Origin of the sequence: Streptomyces sp. NBC_00376 (assembly GCF_036077095.1) — a bacterium.
Taxonomy (GTDB): Bacteria; Actinomycetota; Actinomycetes; order Streptomycetales; family Streptomycetaceae; genus Streptomyces.
In genome coordinates this window covers 561,280-580,718 of record NZ_CP107961.1, presented here as the reverse complement: position 1 = coordinate 580,718, position 19,439 = coordinate 561,280, and the positions used below count along the sequence as shown (strand labels likewise).

Here is a 19,439-nt window from a genome sequence, read left to right as displayed (position 1 = left end):
GGACTCAACGCATCCCGGGCAGGCGACGGAGCTCGTTGACTTTCAGCAACCGGGCAAGAAGGAGGTAGGCCAGGGCTGTCGCGAGCGCCCCGGCACCCAATGCGGCAGCAGTGGGCCACGTTCCGTCTCCCAGGCCAGCACACGCACGCGCTGCTGCCCAGCCCAGCCCAGCAGCCGGGCACGCGGCGCACAGCAGCTTCACGTAGGTGCGGCGCAGACCTCCGTCGTCGATCCGGCTCCCCATCTTCTTGCGCAGCAGGTAGGCGGTGAGTGCGAGACCGGCCACGTAGGAGAGGGTGTAGGCCCCGGCCATGCCGACCACCGACCAGCGGGCGGGCAGCAGCAGATGGCAGGCCGTGGCCAGGGCGATGTTCACGCCTGCGATCCAGGACGCCATGAAGAACGGGGTGCGGGTGTCCTCGAAGGCGTAGAAGCCTCGCAGCAGCAGGTACTGAGCGGAGAACGGGATGAGCCCAAGCCCGAACGCCTGCAGCATGTGGCCCAGTGGCCGGGCTGAAGCAGCGTCGGCTGCTCCGTGGGCGAACAGCAGCGAAGAGATCTGGGGCCCCAGGGCGAGGAAGAGGAAGGCGGCGGGCACAATGACCACGCCGCTGATCCGCAGCGCCCGGGACAGGTCCGCGCGCAGGTCCGGAATGCGCCCCTCGGCGACGGCCCGGCTCATGCGCGGCAGTAGCGCCGTCACCAGGGACACGGTCACGATCGATTGCGGCAGCATCCAGATGGTCTGTGCGTAGGTGTAGGCGGAGTAGCCTGCGCCGGCCTGCGGCAGCTCTTGGTCGGCGGCGTTGGCGTAGTTCGTGACCACCGTCAGGGAGACCTGGTTGGCCAGGACGAACAGCAGCGTCCACTTCGCTGCGTGCACGCTCTTGCCCAGACCGGTGCCCCGCCAGTCGAACCGCGGCCGGAACCGGAAGCCGGCTGCCCGCGCGAACGGAATCAGGGCCACGGCCTGCAGAGCGATTCCTGCCGTCGTCCCGATCCCCAGCAACTGCACCTGGGCGGCGGTGATGTCCTCCACCCGGTCGGGCACCGTCATCAGCCCCAGATAGGCGGCGAACATGCCGACCAGTACGACGTTGTTCAGCACCGGGGTCCACATCATCGCGCCGAACTTCTCACGCGCGTTCAGCACCTGCCCGTAGATGCTGAACAGGCCATAGAAGAAGATCTGCGGCAGTAGGAACCGCGCGAACGTCACCGTCAGCTCGAACGCCTCGTGACTGTCCGGGGTGTCCCGCATGTACAGGCTCACGATCTGCGGCGCTGCCCATACCGCCAGCGCCGTCCCTACGCCCAACACGCACACCACGAGCGTGACCAGCCGCTGCTCGTAGGCCCGCCCGCCGTCGGGGTCCGTGGTCCGGGCCCGCACCAGCTGCGGTACCAGCACGGCATTGAGCGCGCCGCCGATCAGCAGCGTGTACAGGCTCGTCGGCACGGTGTTCGCCGTGTTGTACGTACTGGCCAGCAGGCCCGTTCCCAGAGCCGCGGCCTGCAGCACCTGACGGATCAGCCCCGTCGCCCGCGACACCACCGTGCCAACAGCCATCAACAACGACGAACGAGCCAGCCCGCCCTTGTCCTTCTTCCGCCGGGCGGCATGCCGCCCCCTTGTCTGCTGCTCCTGCGGCATGGTCTGCGCCGCGGAGTTCGCCCCCTCCACCATGGCGTCAACCTATGCCCCAAGATCCCACGCCCCTAATTCGCGCACTTCACTGCTCGCGCGGTCCCGGCACTCGTCCGTCCGCTTCCTGGAGCGGCACACCAGCCCGGCCCGCTCACGCGGGGGCCGTCGCGCTCTCACTCTCGGGGCGGCGCGGGCCGGGAACCGCCTTGGCCGTGGTGGCCAGGTCCAGCTCCAGGCGGCTGTTCATGTCCAGCTCGAACCTGCCGTAGGGGTTCACGTGCGTCCAGAACAGCGGGGACAGGGCCCGCCGGTCGGCGTCGGTGAGCATGTCGGCCCACTTCGGGTCGGCAAGGACCTGCTGCATCAGCAGCGTGTTGACGTGCACGAGAGCGGACTGGAGCAGGTGAAGGGCGAGCATGGACACCTCCTGGGACTCCTTGTCCGCACCTGCCAGGTCGCCGTCCTTGCCGTAGAAGAGGTCCTTGTTCGCGCTGTTCCAGTTCTCCACGACCTGCAAGCCCTCGTGGATCTCCTGCCGCAGCTCGACGTCGGCGAGGTAGTCGCACACGAACGCCGTACGTACCGCCCGCCCGAGTTCCTCGATCGCCTGGTAGGTGGGGTGCTTGGGGCCGCCGCGGGTGAAGCGGCGCAGGACTTGCTCGGCCTCGGCGGTGCCCAGCCGCAGAGCGGTGGTGTACTTCACGATCTGGTCGTACTGCTGGCGGATCAGGTCCCAGTTGATCGTCTTGGTGGAGAGCACCGGGGCGAGGTTCGGCCAGTTGTCGTCCTCCCCGGCGGCCGGCCGGTACAGCCTGGCGGAGCCGATGTTCTTCAGTCGCGGCATCAGCTTGAAGTCGAGCATGTGCGCGAAGGCGAAGCCGACGATGGACGCACCGTGGGTGTCGGTGTACTGCCGGTCCACTTCCATGTCGGTGCAGTGCCGCAGCACGCCCTCGATCATCGAGGCGACCTCGGAGGCCGAGCAGGACTTGAGCTGGGAGTAGATGCACACCGACTTCCGCTCGACGTGCCAGTAGATCATCACGCCAGGGCCCCGGTAGCGTTGGTGCCACTCGGTCATCAGGTTCGAGGACCAGGCGCCGAACTTGCGGCTGTCGGAGGCGCACGCGGTGCCTGTGCCCCACCACATCTCGTCGCGGGCGGCGAAGGTGGCGTTGACCAGCTTCCGCAAAGCCGCGCGCATGTTGGCGCGGTTGACGAACAGGTGCCGCACCCGGCGCAGCGTCGCCTCCGACTCGCCGTGCTTGCCGGTCACCGCGACCCGCTTGATCCCCATGTTCGTGCCGAGCCCGAACAGCACCAGCAGCAGCCGGCGCCGCAACACGTCCTTGGACAGGTTCTCGCGGGTGGCGACCGAGGTGAACTCGGCGATGAAGTCCGTGTCGAACTCGGCGTACTTCAGGATGTCCAGCAGGTCAATGGTGCCCCAGCGCCGTTCGATCTCCGCCTTGATTGCCACCAGCGACTCAGGCTCGCCCTGCTTGCCGCGCGGGGAGACCCTGATCCACGGCTCGCCGTGCTTCTTGACGACCGCGACCCCGCCCGTTGCGCCCTCGGCCAGAGCCTGCTCGAAGCAGTCCAGCGACGCCCGCAGCTTGCTCTGGAGGGCGGTGATGAACTCGCCGGCGTCCTGCGGCTGGCCCAGAGCGGCGTAGTGGACGTCCCGGTTGTTCTCGAAGTCGGCGGGCAGATCGTCCTCCGGATTGCGCCACCGGTTGGCGCCCACGACCCAGATCTCCCGCCGCCGCATCGCGTCCCGCAAGCTGACGAGCACGCACAGCTCGTACGGAATGCGCTCGACGCGGCCCTTATCGTCGACGACCGCCGCCCGCCACTGCTCGGGAACCACCCCGTCCAGCGGAACCGCCTCGGCCGGGTCGAAGAAGGCGCCCTCCTTCAGCGGCTGCTCCAGGTACCGCACCAGCAGGTCGATCGCGTCCATCACCGGTCGGTAGGCGGTGTTGTTGCACTTCAGCTCTAGCGCCCGCAGCAGCGGCGACAGCATCCGCCGCCAGTGCGCCGAGTACGACGACCGCAGCACCGTGCGGACCTGGGCCTTGTAGCGGGCCTCGTTCGCCGCGGCCTCCGCCGCCAGCGCCTTGAGTGTCTTCTCCCCGCCGACCACCGGGAAGATCACCCGCCGCACCGTGCCGGACGGCTCCGACAGCGCCGCCTCCGCGCCCCGCAGCAGCATCGCCTCCTTGCCGCGGACCTTCTTCAGCTCCGCCCCCAGTTCCTTCTCGACCTTCCGCTCCGCGCGTGTGTTGATCTTCAGCACGAGCTGGATGAACAGGTCCACCAGCGAGTCGGTGATCTCCGTCTGCCGGACGTGGCACAGCGTGGCCAGCAGGGTCAGCCGCCGAGGCGGTTTCATCCGCTCCAGGTTTGCCGGGTACTCCTTCGATGCCCGGGCCCGCCAGGCGTCCACCAGCTTCTCCGACACGTCCGCGAACAGGTCCGCGGGCAGCTCCAGCCGCCGCACCCGCTCCAGCTTGTTGACCTCCGCAAGCAGGCTCTCCAGGCCCGGGGCGCCAGGGTCCGTCTTCAGCTCGGTGAAGTGCGATCGCCCGCCCCCGGCCACGGCGTTGTCGCCGTCCGTGCCGTGCTCGGTGTCGTCGCCCGCGATCAGATCTTCCAGCCGCGATCGAGTCGTGTGGTTGAGCCGGTCCAGCGTGCTGAGGCAGAACCGCTTCTCGAAGTCCTTGACCGCCTTGCCGACCAGCCGCCGCACCTGCCCGGGTGCCGGCGGCTCGATGTGGTCGTTGCGGCACCGGGCCACGACGGCAGCCGCGAGCCGGTCCCGCGACAGCTCCACCGGGCACAGCTCAGTGGCCAGCCACGCGGCCAGCCGGTCCTGGTCCTCCTCGGTGTTCGCCCGGAACCCGTACACCGCTCGGATCTCGCCCCGGTGCCGCTGGATCGCCTTGCTCTGCCAGTCGTAGTCCGCCCATGCCTCCGCAGGCACCTTGACCTGCTGGGCCACGTACTCCACCGCGGCGGCAGGCACCTCCTTGACCGACTCTGGGAACCGGGCCTCCACCTCGAAGAACTTCAGCAACAGTGCGAACCCGAGCCGAGTCGCCCCCGACTTGTTCCGCACCCGCTTCATGTCGTCTTCCAGCAGCGTCCAGACCTCGATCAGGTCCTCCGGCTCCCAGTCCTGCCGCACCCCGTACTCCTCCGCCCCGCCCGAGATCACTCGTTCAGCTCAACGAGACGCCCGGCAAAGGGAAACGACGACCACAGCAGTCACACAGCGCTACATGTCCGTTGGCCGTAGCTATACGAGAACAGGGCCAAAGCAGCTCGGTGACCCCATTGCCTTGCCCAGCCAGCGTGGGCGGTGCCGCCGAGTGTGCTCGGCGGCACCCCCGCTTTGATACTCAGTCGTGTGTCTCCGCAGGGGTGTTGAACGAGATCCAGACGTCAGGAGGCAGGTCGGGCCGACCTGGTATCGGTCTGCGTTCCTCTGTCCATGCGTCGTCGGCGATCTCCGTGGCGACGCGACGCCAGAAGTGCACCGCGGCGATGTTGGCATCCTGAAACGCGACTTCCCACGAGCCTGGGTGTCTGGCCGCGATCTCCTGAACAGCGTGCAGCCCGGTCCTTGTCCGCCGTGCACCGCGCACCACGAAAAAGCTGTTCAGCACCCGTGTCGGGGCGGTCAGACTGCGGACGAACGCGAACCCAGCGGGGCTGTCACCACTTGTGAGGAGGTATGGCGCCCAGTCGGGCTCAGAGAAGGCCATGTGGAGCCGGTCGCTGCGGAAGGTTCCGTCAGTGTTGGGCAGCAGACTGTCGAACTCCGACATGTCATGGCGGAACATCAGCCATAGCCGCTCCACTACGGGGCGGTCGGCGATGCCTGCGAGGCGAATGGATACGTCTGGCACGTGACTCCTTTGCAGAGGTGGCCAACCGGCGCGCGCCCCGCATGCCCGGATCGGGTGATACCGAGGCTTGGGGCTGACGCCTGTTTGATGAGCGCTGGTCCCCGGACAAGCGGCGCCAGGGCATGAAAAAAGCCTCCCTGGGTGGATGTTGTATCCGGGCCAGGAAGGCTCACTACTGACGGAGATCTTAGCAGGTGAGTGCACCAGCCTGCCTTCACGTTCCGCGGGCACGGGTCTGGGCGTGTGCATGGTCGTCCGTGTGATCGCCGGCGGCGTATCGGCTCCATGTCCCGCCGGCCTCTCTGATCAGGCGGCTGGTGGTTTTGTCGTGGTAGCCGAGGGCGTCCGCGACGACAGGGGCGGGCAGTTCGAGGAGCTGCTGGCGGATGGCGGCGCCGCGGGCAGCGGCGGCCGGGACCCCGACCTCGTTCAGGAGCGCGGACAGATGATCCGGGCGGGACGGCTGGCCGGCTCGGCGGCCTGGGAAGAGCCAGGGGGACGCCGGGTTGGTGACGGTGTTCATGTTGTCGCGGTTCGCGATGTGCTCCAGCAGCAGGTCAGCGACCGGTGCGGGAACGGGCGAGGCTGGATCCCCGAGCCTCGGCAGCACGGTCTCGCCGACGCGGATCACGTCATCGACGCTGAGTCGGACGATGCGGCTCACGGGCTGTGCGTAGAGGAGCACGATGACTCCTGCGACACGCAGACGCATCGGAATCTCCGCGTCGGTCAGCAGTCGGCCGAGGGCATCGAGGCGCTCATCCTCGCTCAGTGCGGCCCGCCGGGAGACCTTCATAGCAGGGATGGAAAGAGAGCGTCGGCAGTGGCGGCCCTGCACGGCCCAGTTGAGGAAGGCTCGCAGGCAGGTGCGGCCGTGTTCGGTGTTCTCGGCGTACCAGGCGTCGATGTCGATCTGGCCGCAGGACACGAGGGTGCTGTTGCGCTCACCGAGCCATTGCAGGAAGACGGTCGCGTACTTGATCTGCTCGGCGGCGAACCGCCGGACGCTCGGTGTGATGTGGCTCCGCTCGGCGCGGGCCCGCAGCCGAGGAAGGACGCGCCAGGTCGCGAAAAGCCTGATCGTCTTGACGTGCTCGGGATCGGCGATGTCGGCCAGATGCCCGGGAAGCCAGCGCTGGAAGGAACAGAGATACTTGTCGACCGCGGGCAGGACTCCGCACGTCATCAGGAGTTCTTCCAGATGAGCGGCGGCCCGCCAGGGCTGGAGCTCGTGGAACGCGTCGTGGGTCAGCGGGATCTCGCCGAGGCCGAGCCGCCGCAGCAACTGTGAGGCGTTTCCCGGCTGGCCGCGGCGCATCTCCAGCCAGGCCAGCCCGCTCCTGGGCTTGTCCATCGCCACCAGCAGGTCGAACAGCGGGACCAGCGCGGGACGGATGCGGCCAGTGCCGTCGTCCAAGAACTCGGTGAGGCGGTCGGTGAGGGTGCAGCGTTCACACAGCCGTCCGCCCAGGAGCTTGCCCTCGAATCCGCACCGCGAGCAGTCGAAGGTCTGGGAGAAGCCGGCGCAGGTGGTGCAGACCGCGGCCCCGTCACCGGGGCGGAGTCCGGGGAGGGCACGGTCCTGGCCGCATCCCGGACAGGTGCCCCGTGTGCGGACGGCGCGGTCCGAGCAGGTTCGGCAGACGTATCCATCCGGCCAGGTGCCGGCCTTGTGCCTGCGGCGGCCGCACTCGGCCATGTACCAGCGTTCGTACTGTTCGCCGGTGGCGTAGGTGCGGGTCATGAGTCGGGCAGGATGCGGGCGGCTCGAGGGCGGAGTTTCGCGACGTCCGCGGGCGGGGCGGGCAGGTCGCCGGTGGCGGTCTTGCGGACGCCGGCGTTCTCGGCGGTGGTGGCCACCAGGTCGGCCGGGGTGCAGGACAAGATGTCGCAGAGCGCGGCCATGACCTGCAACGACAGACGTTCCGAGGTGCCGGAGACCAAGCGGTGGACCTGGGAGGCGGACAGATCGATGCCCCGCTCGCGCAGCAGCGGCACCAGTTCGGTGGCCGTGAAGATCTGCTGCTGGGCCATGACCTCGCGCAGCCGCCAGGTGTATCCGACCTTGCGTTTCATGCTTGCCTCCCGGTCTGGGTCTCAAGGGCCGCGGCGACGGTGTCGTCCAGATGCCGCCGCAGGGTGCGGGTGCGGAAGTCCGAGGACACGCAGGTGTAGAGGGAGGTGGTGCTGGCGTGTTCGTGACCGACCTGCTCTTGAACGAAGCGCGGGTCCCAGCCGTCCTCGATCAGGTGGGTGACGTAGGACCTGCGCAAGGAGTGGAAGTCCAGTCCATCATCGAGGCCAAGGGCCTTGCGGTAGGCGATAAAGCGGGAGTTGAGCCGCTGGCAGCCGATCCGCAGGCCCCGTTCGGAGGGCCAGGCCGCCGGGTTGTTGTCAGTGCCGAACAGCGGGCGGACCTCGGTGAACCACTCGTCCAGGACGTCCGGGGTCCAGTCGAACACGGTCAGCACCCCGCGGCGCTTGGGCGGCGAGCCCTTCTTGGCCTTGCCGAACCGTACCTGACACCGGCCGTACTCGCCGAACTCGCCGCCGTGCGGGTTGCGGCCGAAGTCGGCAGCGTCCAGCATCCGCGTCTCGTTGCGCCGCAGCCCGTAGGCGTAGGCGGTCTTGAACAAGGTTGCGTCGCGGAAGGCGGGCAGCCAGCCCTTGCGGCCGAAGGCCCGGATGCGGGCGACCTCGTCGTCGCAGTGTGCGAAGAAGGCATGCAACTCGGTCTTGGCGAAGGCGCGTTTCTTGGCGTCCGCCTCGTTGTCCTGGACGTGCACCGCGGTGTTCCACTCGTGCACGACCTGTACCGGGTGGGTGCCGAACCGTTCTTCGCAGGTGACCGTCCACTCGTAGAGCGGATCAGTGATGAAGTGGCAGAAAGCCCGCACAGCTTCGGAGTACGAGCGGATCGTGGAGCGCTTCAGATCCCGTAGCGAACGCAGGTCACCGAGCCACTCGTCGACCATCGCCGGAGTCCGGAGCCAGGGGTAGGTGTTGGGCCTTGACCCCGGATCTTGAACACGTCTATGCGGCTCGGGTCAAGGTAGTTGATGTTGTTTGGAAGGTGTTCTCGTAAGCGATCGGGGAGCGTTGTCCGAGGCGGGAGTGCCGGCGTCGGGTGTTGTATCGGGTCAGCCAGCGGAAGGCGTCGAGTCGGGCCTCACGCTCGCTCGACCAGCCCTTTCGGCCTTTCACCGTCTCCCTTTTGAAGCTGGCGTTGAACGATTCGGCGGCGGCGTTGTCCGCGCTGGACCCGACCGCGCCCATACTCTGCCGCACCCCAGCCGACCTGCAGACTTCAGCGAAGATTCGACTCGTATATTGGACGGATTCAATCGGTCGTCGCAACGCTGGCTGGTGGGAGCGATCGTAGCTGCTTGGTGAATACTTCAGCCGGGGTTCGCCACCCGAGTGTTTTCCGGGGCCGGTTGTTGAAGACCGCCGCGACGGCCTGGAGCTCTTCGCTGTTCCAGCGGGACAAGTCGGTGCCCTTGGGGAAGTACTGACGCAGTAGGCCGTTGGTGTTCTCGTTGGTCCCGCGTTGCCAGGGGCTGTGGGGGTCAGCGAAGTAGACAGGGATGCCGGTCTCGACCGTGAAGGCGGCGTGCGCGGACAACTCCTTGCCGCGGTCCCAGGTGAGAGACCGCCGGAGTTGCTCAGGCAGTGTGGTCATCGTCCTGGCCAGGGCGTTCTTCATCGTGCTGGCACCGTATCCGGCCAGAGCGGGTCCGTTCTTCGTGCGCGGGACCACACCGTAGCCCTCCTCGCGCGGCAGGTGGACCAGCATGGTGAACCTGGTGGTGCGCTCGACGAGAGTCCCGATCGCCGAGCGCTTCAGCCCGATGATGAGGTCGCCCTCCCAGTGCCCGGGAACGGCGCGGTCCTCGGCCTCGGCGGGACGCTCGCCGAGGAGGACCTTGTCGGTGACGTGGGCCCACGCCTTCTGCCGGCTGCGTGCCCGGGGAACACGCAGCGCCCGTCCGGTGCGCAGGCAGGCCACCAGCTCGCGTTTCAGCGCACCACGTCCCTCGACGTAGAGCGCCTGGTAGATCGCCTCGTGACTGATGCGCATGTCCTCATCGTCGGGGAACTCGACCGGCAGGCGTCGCGCGATCTGCTCCGGGCTCCATGCTGTCACCCAGCCTCTGTCGCCGCGGTGCGGCTTGTTGCGCCCCTTCCAGGCCGGGCCCTCCGGGCCCAGACGGTTGCCTCCGGCGTCGGTGACGTCCCTCGACAGCCGGGCCTGGATATAGGCTCGCAGCCTCGGATTGTCCACGAGCTTGGCCGTCTTCGGGCGCCGGGCCCGGCGTTCAGCGTGCCACTGCGCGGTCGAGGCCCGGTAGTCCAGCTTGTAGGTCCGGGTAGAGGCATTGCGCCGCAGCTCACGGGAGACCGTCGACGGCGCCCGTCCGAGCCTGCGGGCGATCTCGCGGACGCCGGCGCCCTGGGCATGCCAGACGGCGATGTCCTCCCGCTCGGGAAACGACAGGTAGCGCCCGGACACATCATCAGGAAGACACGGATTCACGCCGCCAGCGTGCCGGAACCAGCGGAATCCCACCGGCCCGGACACCCCGGCAGCACTGCACGCATCCTCGGTCTTGGCACCCCGAGCGATCACCGTCCAGAACCTGACCCTGTCCTCACGCCAGGCCACCGACGGCCTGCCCGGCGACGGCACCAACCCCCGATACGCACGAACCTGCTTGTGCCGCTCCACAGAGCCCATCGCTCCACCTCCCGATCAAGGTGTTGCGACGATCAGTTGAATCCGTCTTGCGAGCCGTGATCGGTGTGCATCACCGCCCCGGCAAGGCTCCCGCGGGTCCGTTCGGCAGCCTGGAGGGCATCGATGACGAGCTCGGTGCGCATGTGATCGGCGATCGCCCACCCGGCCAGACGGCGTGAACACAGGTCGATCACGGTCGCGAGATAGAGCGGTTTCGCGCCGCTGACCGGCAAGTATGTGATGTCGCCGACGTACTTCGCGTTCACCGCGGCCGCGGTGAAGTCGCGTCCGACCAGGTCCGGCGCCTTCGCCGCGGCCGGGTCCGCGACGGTGGTGCGGTGCCGGCGCCGCAGACGGACGCCTTCCAGGCCGACGGTCCGCATGATCCTCGCGACCCGCTTGTGATTGACCACCAGGCCGCCGTCCTCGCGGGGCTCCGCGGTGATCCTCGGGGCGCCGTAGGTGCCGTCGGAGTCCTGGTGAACCTTGCGTATCCGGGCCGCGAGTTCGGCCTCGGCGGCCTGCCGGGCCGTCCGTGCAGCCGCGGTGCGGCGCCAGTAGTAGAAGCTCGAGCGGGCGATTCCCAGCAACGAGCACAACCGCGTGACGCCGAACCGGCGCTGGTGATCCTCGACGAACTGGCAGCGGTTCACCAGCGCGTCTCTCCCGCGAAATACCGGGCCGCCTTGCGGAGGATGTCCCGCTCCTCCTCCAGCTCGCGGATCCTCTTCCTCGCGGCGGCCAGCTCCGCCTGGATCCCGTCACCATCAGGCCGCGGCGCCGCCGCAGCTGTGGAGTGAGCGCCGGACCGGCGTCCGTCAGCGGCCCGGATCCAGTTCCGCAGCGTCTCGGTGTTCACTCCGAGGTCGGTGGCGACCGACTTGATCGTCGCTCCCGGACGGGACCGATACAGCGCGACCGCGTCCGCCTTGAACTCGGCGGGGCAGTGCTTCATCCCCACAGGGACTCCGTTCTCCTGGACCATCAAGATCCAAGTCTCTCCGGTGTCCAAAAACCGGGGTCAGGGCCCCTCGAAGCCTGCCCCCATCAAGTGGAATCACAGGCCGGCCCACTTCCACGATCGGCGTGGCACCTCGGGTGTGCGAAGTCGTCGAGCCGATCGACCATTACTTAGAGTGAGAAAGAGGCTTCCGCACCCACAGCCACGCTCATCGCAGCAGAAAGCCGATCTCCCGTCGAACACTGCCGTGTTCATGCCTGTCGCGGACACACCCACCGGCCAAGGCCCTCCTGCGCTGGCCTTGTGCAGGGTAGGTACTTCCTATTCGGGGCGGCCGTCGGCGAGCCACTGGGCGAGGCCACGCAGTCCGACCGCCCACCGCCCGAGGTCGGTGACCTCGGCGTGCCCGGTGACGACGGTGAGCAACTCGGCCACCGCCTCGTCTGGCCGCTGGGCGTCGTTGAGGGTCATGGCGCGGAAGACGCGTACGGAGTCCGAGTCGGGGAACTCCCTGCGGGCGCGGTCGAGCACCGCTAGCGACTTGTCCAGCTCGCCCAGCCACCTCAGGGTGCTGGCGTACTGGCACAGGCACCGGCGCAGGACGTCACCGTCGAGGTCGAGGGCAAGCGCCCGCTCGTAGTAGCTGCGGGCGGTCTCCTCCTGACCCGCGGTGTCGTAGGCGCCACCCACCTCGTATATGAGGACTGGGTGACCAGGGTGTTCGGCAAGCAGTGCCTGGAAGTAGGCGATCGTCGGCGCCATGTTCGCCCGGTCGCGCTGGTCGTAGCCACGCTGGATCGCCTCGGCCAGTTCGGGCGTCACGTCGGTCGTCACTGCTGCGCCTCCATGCGTACGTGTCCGAAGATCGGCTCACCATAATGCAGCCTCGTCCGCAGGCGCCTGCCTGTGGGCCGGCCCGGCGTTGGCAGCGTTGGCGTCTGTACTTGATGGAGCCATGTTCCTCGTCAGACGCGGATGCCTGGCTCGTCAAGGGTGGGCTGCTGTCAGCTACCGATTATGACGAGCGACGCCCCGGTTTCCCGTGTCTGCCAGTCCGTCAACCGAGAGGACGCGGGAGCATCGACGTCGCTTACAAGTCGCTGCTCCATACAAGACGCTATGCACGTTCGACCGTACGCGGCGGTGCACGTTGGCCCGTACGCCGACACCGTGTCCCGTCACGGTGTGATGTGGCGGTAGCTGACGACATCGGATGCGGCGGCGAGTGGGGCGACGGTGACCGTACTGCCAGGGCGTGGGGCGTGGATGACCTTGCCGTGCCCGATGTAGAGCTGGACGTGCCCGCCGCTGTTCGCGATCACCAGGTCGCCGGGGACGAGCTGGGCGCGGGTCGTGGCCGTGCCTGCCCGGAGCAGACCCCACGTGGTGCGCGGGAGGCTCACTCCGGCCGCCTTCCATGCCCGCGTCACCAGACCTGAGCAGTCGTAACCGCGCGGGCCGGTCCCACCCCATATGTAGGGCTTGCCCAACTGCGCCTGGGCGAAGGCGACAACGCGCTGCGGAGCGGACCGTGCAGGAGACTTCGCCGATGCCGACGGCGCCCCATCCGTCGGCCGGTCCTTCCTCGTCTCGCCCACGGGTCCCGTTCCTGCGGGGACACGGAAGGTGTCTCCTGCGTAGATCAGTGTCGACGTGCCCAGAGCATTGAGCCGCTGCAGGGCCTTGACGGTGGTGTCGTGCCGGCCGGCCAGCGCGTAGAGCGTGTCACCGGGCCGCAGGACGACCTTCCCGGCCTCCACGCGCTTCGCCGCTCCCGTGCCGGAAGCGGCTGCTTCGGCAGGATGGGCAGGCTTCTGCGCGGGCCGCGTCGGCTCAGCGTGGGCAGGCTCCGGCGCGGGCCGCGTCGGCTCGACTTGGGAAGGCTCGGGCACGGGCTGCGTCGGCTCGACGCGGGAAGGCTCGGGCACGGTCGGACCTTGCGGCGCCAGAGTGACCGCCGACCGGGCGGCCGGGGACGAGGAACTTGCCGGACCATGCGCGGCAAGGAGTACTCCCGCCAGCCATGAGAGCGCGAACAGCACGAGCAGCACTCCCGCTGTCCGTCTCCACTGCCCGCTGATGCTCCCGCCGGTCCTCGCAGCCCGCGGCTTCCGGTGACGCGCTGCGGACGAGTGCTCCGGCACGTGCCGGGAGGGCCTGGGCAATGTCTGCTGTTCCACCACGACCTCCTTCGAGGGGCCGACGGATCAGCGGCCCGGAAGAAGGCTGTTCCGGCTCAACGGTGTCCCGCCAGATCGTGTGGCGGCCGGGACAGTCCGGGCCCGTCCGAGCCCGTCCGAGCTCCGGACAACACCCCTCGGATCCCGCGGCCGCAATCCACGGACACCCCCCTTGACCAGCACGGACGAGCCCGGACTGTCCGAGCCACCGCAAACCGTTGCCCCGTCCCGCACCGGCCCGTAACGCTTCTTCCACCGCCCCGCACCGCCCGGCGACGTCGCCGTCGAAGGTGTGTCGTCTCGCGGATGCCGGGCTCGCCTTGCCGCCGTCGGCTGGACAGCCGCAGGCAAAAAAGGGGGGATCACCTGGCCGCTCGAACCCGGTCGAAGATCCCCCGCTCCCATCCATTCCTTCAACCCAGGAGCATCAGCATGCACAGCACACACAAGAGAAAGAACCGCGCGCTGGCCCTCGCCGCCGTCGCCGTGGGGCTGCTGGCCGGCGGGATCGCCGCCGGCGGCGTCTCCACCACGGCTGAATCCACGGACACCGCCACCGACACCATCGCCAACGCGGCGGCGGCCGAACCTGGCAAGCTGCCTGCCGTGAAGGGGCTGAAGTTCACCCTGGGCGACCGTTCGGTGAAGCTGGACTGGAAGAAGGTCGCCGGCGCCGACGACTACCGCGTCTACGCCGACTACTCCTGCGACACCGTGCCCAACAGCGCCAGCAGCTCCCAGCTCGTCAAAGACCATCTCGGGAAGACGACCGAGTGGACCCACCAGAACATCAAGGCCACCTGCGTCAACTACGCGGTCGCCGCGATGCGCGACGGCCAGCAGGGCGTTCTGCCCCCATTCGGCAAGCGGGTGTTGGTCTCGATGCCCAACCGCGACCACTCCGCGGCCGCCCAGCGGTTCTTCACCGCCGCCCCCAGCTCCGGCGACCGGGTCGCCACCACCCGCGTCGCCCCTGGCAAGGACCGCGGGATCGTGCTGGCCCGCGCCTACATCCGGAACAAGACCCTTTTCACCGACGCCATCGGTGACCACCGCAGCTGGACCGCGAACCCGGCCGCCTCCGCGAAGATCACCGTCGCATGGAACACCAGCACCGGCGAAGTCGCCGCATACGCCCACAAATCATGCCCCGTCGGCATCACCGCCCCTGCCGGCTCCGTGGAAACTCCCCCGTGCCGTGACGCCCTCCCCCTCGCGTTCGTCTCCGATGCCGCCTCCGTGGGCGACACATCAAAGGATCCACGCAATCTGATCAGCGTCTCGCGCACCAGCTCCAGGGGTCTGTCCATAGGCGTCTCCGCCATGAACTCCTGGGAACGCACCTGCGTCGGCGAAACGTGTGTCGGGCCCGGTTTCGGCCGGATCAACGCACGGTTGACCCTTTCGCCGGGCAAGGACACCTTCACCGCGTCTCTCACCGCCGACAAGTTCCCTGCGTGGGAGTTCCTCCGGTACCCCCACTTCGTTCAGGGCGCACCTGAAACCAGGATCATAGGCTTCCGCGACCAGACCGAGATCGGGGACCTCCGCAGCGGACAGCAGTCCACCTGCACCAGCAAGGGCCCCGAGACCCTGCAGTTCACCAACCCCATGTCCTGCTGACCCACAGCACAACAAGGCGTTCGCCCCGCTGCAACAGGGCGAGTCACCGGGGCCAATACCCCCAGCCCGGACCCGCCCGTCCCTGCGGGCGGGTCCGGGCGGGGCATTCCAGTAGGCCCTACAGCGGGACAAGGCGGGAGACACGGTCCAGGGCACGCAGCAACTCGGGCCTCCGGCCGGGGGGGCCTAGGCCCAATACCGGTGATTTAGGTGCTCTTCTGGCGTCTGCTGGCGGGTTTGGTGGGCGGGATGAGTGTGATTGCTGCTGCGGGTGGTCGGGGTGGGTTGCGGTGGTGGGTGTGTTTGAGGTGCCAGTTGGCCATCTTGCGTTTGATGACACGGGGGTTGGAGCGTTGCCTGCGGGGTGGCAGGAGTCGTTCCAGCAGCTCACGGATGGCGTGGGTCAGGGCTCGACTGAGTCGTGAGGGGGGAAAGTGCCGCCTGGTCGGTGACGTGGCGGCGAGCGATGCGAAGGGTGCGGGTGAAGGACAGTCTGTCGGGGTCGAGGCCGGCCTGGTGAGCGGTGTGGTGCATGACGTCCCGGAGTGCGTGGTGGACAAGAAGGAAACCGTAGATTTCCTGCTCGACGCCATCGGGGTACTGGGAGCGGAGGACGAGGCGGTGTCCGCCCTGATGGGTCTTGATCTCGTCCAGGGTGTTCTCGATCTCCCAGCGTTGATGGTAGAGGCCCGCCAGGTCGGCCGCAGGGGCCTCCTGCGGGTTGCAGATGGTCGTGATCAGCCGGTAGACCGTGTCGGCGTCCTCGCGGCCGAGGGTGTACTCGATGACGCGGACCCGGACCGGGTCCCGGTGCTTGCGGTCGCCTGCCGCAACGATCTCGGACAGGTAGGAGCCGTCGTCGAAGGCTTCGAGGACCGGGAGCACGATGTTCTTCCGGACGCGCCACAACAGGTCCGCGCCCGTGTCCGAGGCGGCCCGCCACAGCTCGAAGCCGGTGATGCCGCGGTCGGCCATCAGCAGCATTCCCGGCTCGAGCCGGCCCAGCAGGCCGGGAATCAACTGCTGTTCATGAACCGACAGCGGGCCGGTCGCCGCGGCGAACACCGCGTGTGTCCCGCACTCCACCAGCGCAGCGACCCTCACCCGCGGGTAGGCACTGCGCTGCTGTCCCCGGCCCGAGCCGGGCCGGCCGAAGAAATCGCTGTTCGCCCCGGTGTCCGGCACATCGAAGACCGTGCCGTCCACCGCAACCAGACGCCACTGCCGATACCAGGCACCAGCAGTGTCCGGGGCGGCCACCGGCCGGCACACTCGCGCGAACAGCACCTTCAACGGCTCCGGCCCCAATCGCCGGCGGGCCCGGCCGATCGCCGCTGTCGTGGGCACCTGCCACGGTTTCTCCCACCGCCGCACCCGCTCCAGCCCCTGCGTCAGCAGTCGGGCCACCTCCTCATAGCCCTGCCCGGAGAACAGACACATCGCGAGCACGAAATAGACCACCACCCGGGCCGGCAACAGCCGCGACCGCTGTTCCAGACGCCCACACCCAACAACCACCTCATCCACCAACTCGGGCGCAAACACCCGCGTCAGCACACCCAGAGCGATCCGGTCCGACAACCGCTCACCCGACGACTTCACCTGTCCAGGCCTTGGCACACCACACCCAACGACCCACCACCAACAAAGTCACCGGTATTGGGCCTAGGCCGGCACCGCCGAGGACGTCGAGCTGCACACGGTGCTCGGCGCGGGCGGCAGTTCCTCGTCGGCTCGGCCACCGGTCCCAAGGGTCCGCCGCGGGGACGGGGGCGCAGCCGGGCTGGATCCGAGCACGCCTCGGGCTCGCAGTTCATCGAGGTCGGACAGGCACTCTCCGGGGAGAGCGTCGAGCAGGTCGGCCTGGGCGGCGCGGATGCTGGGCGCGGGAGCCTGGGGGCCGGAGCCAAGGGTGCGGCGGGCGGTCACGCCGGTCATCGTACGGGTGGGCGGCAGCAGAAGGGTTGTTGGCCCTGGCCTGCGGTGGTCGGGGCTGTGGTCGGTCTACGTCGGCCCGTGGTCGGGTCTGTGGTCGTGGTCGGGGCGGGCTCGGCCGCCTAGTAGTGCTTGGTCATGTTGGTGCGGGGTCTGGCATGTTGCGGTGACAGGTGGGGCAGGCGCCGGTCCAGATCGCGAGGAGTATCTGCAGCTCGTGGACGACTCGGTAGAGGCTCAGGCCGACGCCGTCTCTTTTGGGGATCGGCTCAGTCGCTGCAGGGTGCAGAAGGCGTGGGCGACCGAGACGAGGGTGACGTGGTGGTGCCAGCCTGGCCAGGTTCGGCCTTCGAAGTGGGCCAGGCCCAGGGCCTGTTTCATCTCGCGGTAGTCGTTCTCGATGCGCCAGCGGAGCTTCGCGGTGCGCACGAGGACGGGCAACGGGGTGGTTGCGGGCAGGTTGGAGAGCCAGAACTGCACGGGCTCGTCCTGGTCGGCGGGCCATTCGGCCAGCAACCAGCGGACCGGAAGCTCGGTGGCGGCCGTGGCCTTGCGGATCTCGCGTCCGGCGGGCCGGATCCGCAGGGCCACGAAGCGCGAGTACATGCGTTTGTGCCCGCTGCGGCCACTGCCCGGCCGTGATCCCTCCCTCCACTGCACCGGCCGCGCGGAAGACTTTCCGGCCGCGATGACCAGGCTCTTCACCCTCCGGGCCGGCTCGGGGTAGGCAGGAACCGGCCGTCTGCCCCGGCCTGTGCAGGCCGGGGCAGACGGCTGTGCGTCCTCGGGCTGTGCGGTGGTCGGGGTCGAGATGCCCACCACGTAATCGAGACCGCGTTCTTCCAGGCCGAGCCGGAAGGCGGCGGTGTCACCATAGCCGCCGTCGGCGATGACCTGGGGCACCTCGATGCCCCAGGACCGCGTCTCGTCGATCATGTCGAGGGCCAGCTGCCACTTCTCGACATGGCCCACCTGGGCAGGGATGGCGCACTTGCCACGGCGGGCCACTTTGGCCTGATCGGCCTTCGGCGAGGCGGGATCCCAGCTCCCGGGCAGGAACAGACGCCAGTTCACCGCCGCCGAGGCGCCGTTGGAAGCCAGGTGCAGCGACACCCCGGCCTGGCAGTTGGTGACCTTGCCCGCAGTGCCGGTGTACTGCCGGGTCACACACGCCGACGCATCCCCGTCCTTGAGGAACCCGGTGTCATCGATGATCGACGCGGTGGGCTTGACGACCGGCTGCATACGCCAGGCCAGACGGGCCCGCACATGCGCCGCATCCCACGGGCTGGAGGTGATGAAGTGGGCCAGCGCCTGCCGGTTCCCGTCTTCGCCCAGGCGGGCGGCCATCGGTTCCACCGACTTGCGCCCGCCGTCCAGCAGCAGGCCCCGCAGATAGACCCCACCCCACCGACGCTGATCCGCTCGCGCGAACGGCTCGAACATCTCCGCCGCGAAGTCCTCCAGATCACACCGGACCGCAGCCAACTCCCCACTCAGCACGTCCTGTCAACGACACGACCCATCAAGAAGACACGCCATCGCAGACCGCACATGACCAAGCACTACTAGTGCCGTGACCGGCAACGTTTGCCCTGTTGTGATGTGACGCGCCGTCCGGGTGCTGTGGTGGACGGAGCGTGGGCGTCATTCTGTCCGGGTGGCAGAACGAGTGCGTGTCCGAGAGATCGATGACGATGACGGGCGGCGGCTGCTGCGGATTATCCGCAGAGGCACCGGGTCGGTGGTGACCTGGCGGCGGGCCCAGATGGTGCTGCTCTCCGCGCAGGGCATGCCGGTGGCGAAGATCGCCGAGGTGTCGTTCACCAGCGACGACCGGGTCCGGGACGTGATCCACAACTTCAACGCCGACGGCTTCGACTCTCTGTATCCGAAGTACGCCGGTGGTCGGCCGAAGACGTTCACGCTGCCGGAGCGCCGTGAGATCAAGAAGATCGCGAAGTCCAAGCCCACCGAGCACGACCTGCCGTTCTCGACCTGGAGCCTGTCCAAGCTGGCGGACTTCCTGGTCGCCGAGGGGGTGGTCGACGACATCAGCCACGAGGGCCTGCGCATCCTGCTCCGCGAGGAGGGAGTCTCCTTTCAACGCCTGAAGACCTGGAAGACCTCCCGTGATCCGGACTACGCGGCCAAGAAAGCGCGCGTCGCCGGGCCGCATGATGGCGCAGCCGGGGGTAAGCGGCGCAACCCCGGCCGACCAGCCCGAAGTGACGGGCCGAGGCCGCGCTACGGGACATCGCCTTGCCAGTCCCACCGGTCCGGATCGCCGGGGCGCTCCGCGTAGTCGGCCCGGCCGCCCGCCCCGTACTCCAGTTCGTCGTCGATCTTTACGTACAGCGCGGTCAGCAGGGTGTCCAGTTCGTCGTTCACGCCACGATCTTGGACACCCTGTTCGCATTTCCCAACGCGCCGTCAGGCG

At 68.4% G+C, this 19,439-nt stretch carries 15 protein-coding genes and 3 pseudogenes; 2 read left to right on the top strand and 16 right to left on the bottom strand.

Annotated elements, in window-relative coordinates; genetic code table 11:
- Nucleotides 1-4: 4 nt before the first annotated feature.
- From murJ to OG842_RS42485, 12 genes and pseudogenes are all read right to left on the bottom strand, one after another.
- The gene (gene murJ / locus OG842_RS42540; RefSeq protein WP_266737499.1) at nucleotides 5-1,687 is read right to left on the bottom strand and encodes a murein biosynthesis integral membrane protein MurJ; all 1,683 of its coding nucleotides are present in this window, start codon (nucleotides 1,685-1,687) and stop codon (nucleotides 5-7) included.
- A gap of 112 nt (nucleotides 1,688-1,799) precedes the next feature.
- Nucleotides 1,800-4,838, bottom strand: a complete 3,039-nt coding sequence (locus OG842_RS42535; protein WP_266737501.1) for a Tn3 family transposase — start codon at nucleotides 4,836-4,838, stop codon at nucleotides 1,800-1,802.
- A 214-nt stretch (nucleotides 4,839-5,052) separates the two neighbouring features.
- Entirely contained in the window at nucleotides 5,053-5,562 is a 510-nt protein-coding gene (locus tag OG842_RS42530) for a GNAT family N-acetyltransferase (RefSeq protein ID WP_266737502.1), read from the bottom strand.
- Between the two features lie 214 nt (nucleotides 5,563-5,776).
- Nucleotides 5,777-7,306 carry a hypothetical protein gene (locus tag OG842_RS42525; RefSeq protein ID WP_266737503.1) on the bottom strand — a complete coding sequence of 510 codons (1,530 nt, stop codon included), beginning with the start codon at nucleotides 7,304-7,306 and terminating at the stop codon, nucleotides 5,777-5,779.
- Entirely contained in the window at nucleotides 7,303-7,638 is a 336-nt protein-coding gene (locus OG842_RS42520) for a helix-turn-helix domain-containing protein (RefSeq protein WP_266737505.1), read from the bottom strand. The genes OG842_RS42525 and OG842_RS42520 overlap by 4 nt, the downstream gene beginning before the upstream one ends.
- Nucleotides 7,635-8,564, bottom strand: a pseudogene (locus tag OG842_RS42515) (tyrosine-type recombinase/integrase); the annotation flags it as partial. The pseudogene OG842_RS42515 and the gene OG842_RS42520, both read right to left, overlap by 4 nt.
- A 31-nt stretch (nucleotides 8,565-8,595) precedes the next feature.
- Nucleotides 8,596-8,895: pseudogene (locus OG842_RS42510) on the bottom strand (integrase core domain-containing protein); the annotation flags it as partial.
- Nucleotides 8,896-8,902: 7 nt separating this feature from the next.
- Nucleotides 8,903-10,300 (bottom strand): IS30 family transposase, encoded by a 1,398-nt coding sequence (locus tag OG842_RS42505; RefSeq protein ID WP_266726503.1) that lies wholly within the window; start codon nucleotides 10,298-10,300, stop codon nucleotides 8,903-8,905.
- Nucleotides 10,301-10,332: 32 nt separating this feature from the next.
- Nucleotides 10,333-10,953, bottom strand: coding sequence for an IS3 family transposase (locus tag OG842_RS42500; protein WP_266737508.1), 621 nt, complete (start codon nucleotides 10,951-10,953; stop codon nucleotides 10,333-10,335).
- A complete protein-coding gene (locus tag OG842_RS42495) occupies nucleotides 10,950-11,255 on the bottom strand; it encodes a transposase (RefSeq protein WP_266737509.1) in 306 nt (101 codons plus the stop codon). The genes OG842_RS42500 and OG842_RS42495 overlap by 4 nt, the downstream gene beginning before the upstream one ends.
- 327 nt (nucleotides 11,256-11,582) lie before the next feature.
- Nucleotides 11,583-12,095, bottom strand: coding sequence for a tetratricopeptide repeat protein (locus OG842_RS42490; RefSeq protein ID WP_266737510.1), 513 nt, complete (start codon nucleotides 12,093-12,095; stop codon nucleotides 11,583-11,585).
- 344 nt (nucleotides 12,096-12,439) lie between these two features.
- Complete coding sequence (locus OG842_RS42485) at nucleotides 12,440-13,021, bottom strand: C40 family peptidase (RefSeq protein ID WP_323185914.1); 582 nt, start codon at nucleotides 13,019-13,021, stop codon at nucleotides 12,440-12,442.
- A gap of 852 nt (nucleotides 13,022-13,873) precedes the next feature.
- Here OG842_RS42485 and OG842_RS42480 point away from each other — a divergent pair.
- Entirely contained in the window at nucleotides 13,874-15,064 is a 1,191-nt protein-coding gene (locus OG842_RS42480) for a hypothetical protein (RefSeq protein ID WP_266737511.1), read from the top strand.
- A 387-nt stretch (nucleotides 15,065-15,451) separates the two neighbouring features.
- On the opposite strand, the gene OG842_RS42475 is transcribed toward OG842_RS42480, so the two are convergent.
- From OG842_RS42475 to OG842_RS42465, 3 genes are all read right to left on the bottom strand, one after another.
- Nucleotides 15,452-16,684: an IS4 family transposase gene (locus OG842_RS42475; RefSeq protein ID WP_266737513.1), complete on the bottom strand. Its 1,233-nt coding sequence runs from the start codon at nucleotides 16,682-16,684 to the stop codon at nucleotides 15,452-15,454.
- Between the two features lie 45 nt (nucleotides 16,685-16,729).
- On the bottom strand, nucleotides 16,730-16,993 hold the full coding sequence (locus tag OG842_RS42470; protein ID WP_266737515.1) for a hypothetical protein: 264 nt from the start codon (nucleotides 16,991-16,993) through the stop codon (nucleotides 16,730-16,732).
- 243 nt (nucleotides 16,994-17,236) lie between these two features.
- Nucleotides 17,237-18,502: an IS701 family transposase gene (locus OG842_RS42465; protein WP_443064093.1), complete on the bottom strand. Its 1,266-nt coding sequence runs from the start codon at nucleotides 18,500-18,502 to the stop codon at nucleotides 17,237-17,239.
- Nucleotides 18,503-18,659: 157 nt separating this feature from the next.
- On the opposite strand from OG842_RS42465, the pseudogene OG842_RS42460 reads away from it, so the two are divergent.
- Nucleotides 18,660-19,220 (top strand): annotated as a pseudogene (locus OG842_RS42460) (helix-turn-helix domain-containing protein); the annotation flags it as partial.
- A gap of 26 nt (nucleotides 19,221-19,246) precedes the next feature.
- Here OG842_RS42460 and OG842_RS42455 read toward each other — a convergent pair.
- The gene (locus OG842_RS42455; protein WP_266737518.1) at nucleotides 19,247-19,390 is read right to left on the bottom strand and encodes a hypothetical protein; all 144 of its coding nucleotides are present in this window, start codon (nucleotides 19,388-19,390) and stop codon (nucleotides 19,247-19,249) included.
- Nucleotides 19,391-19,439: the final 49 nt, after the last annotated feature.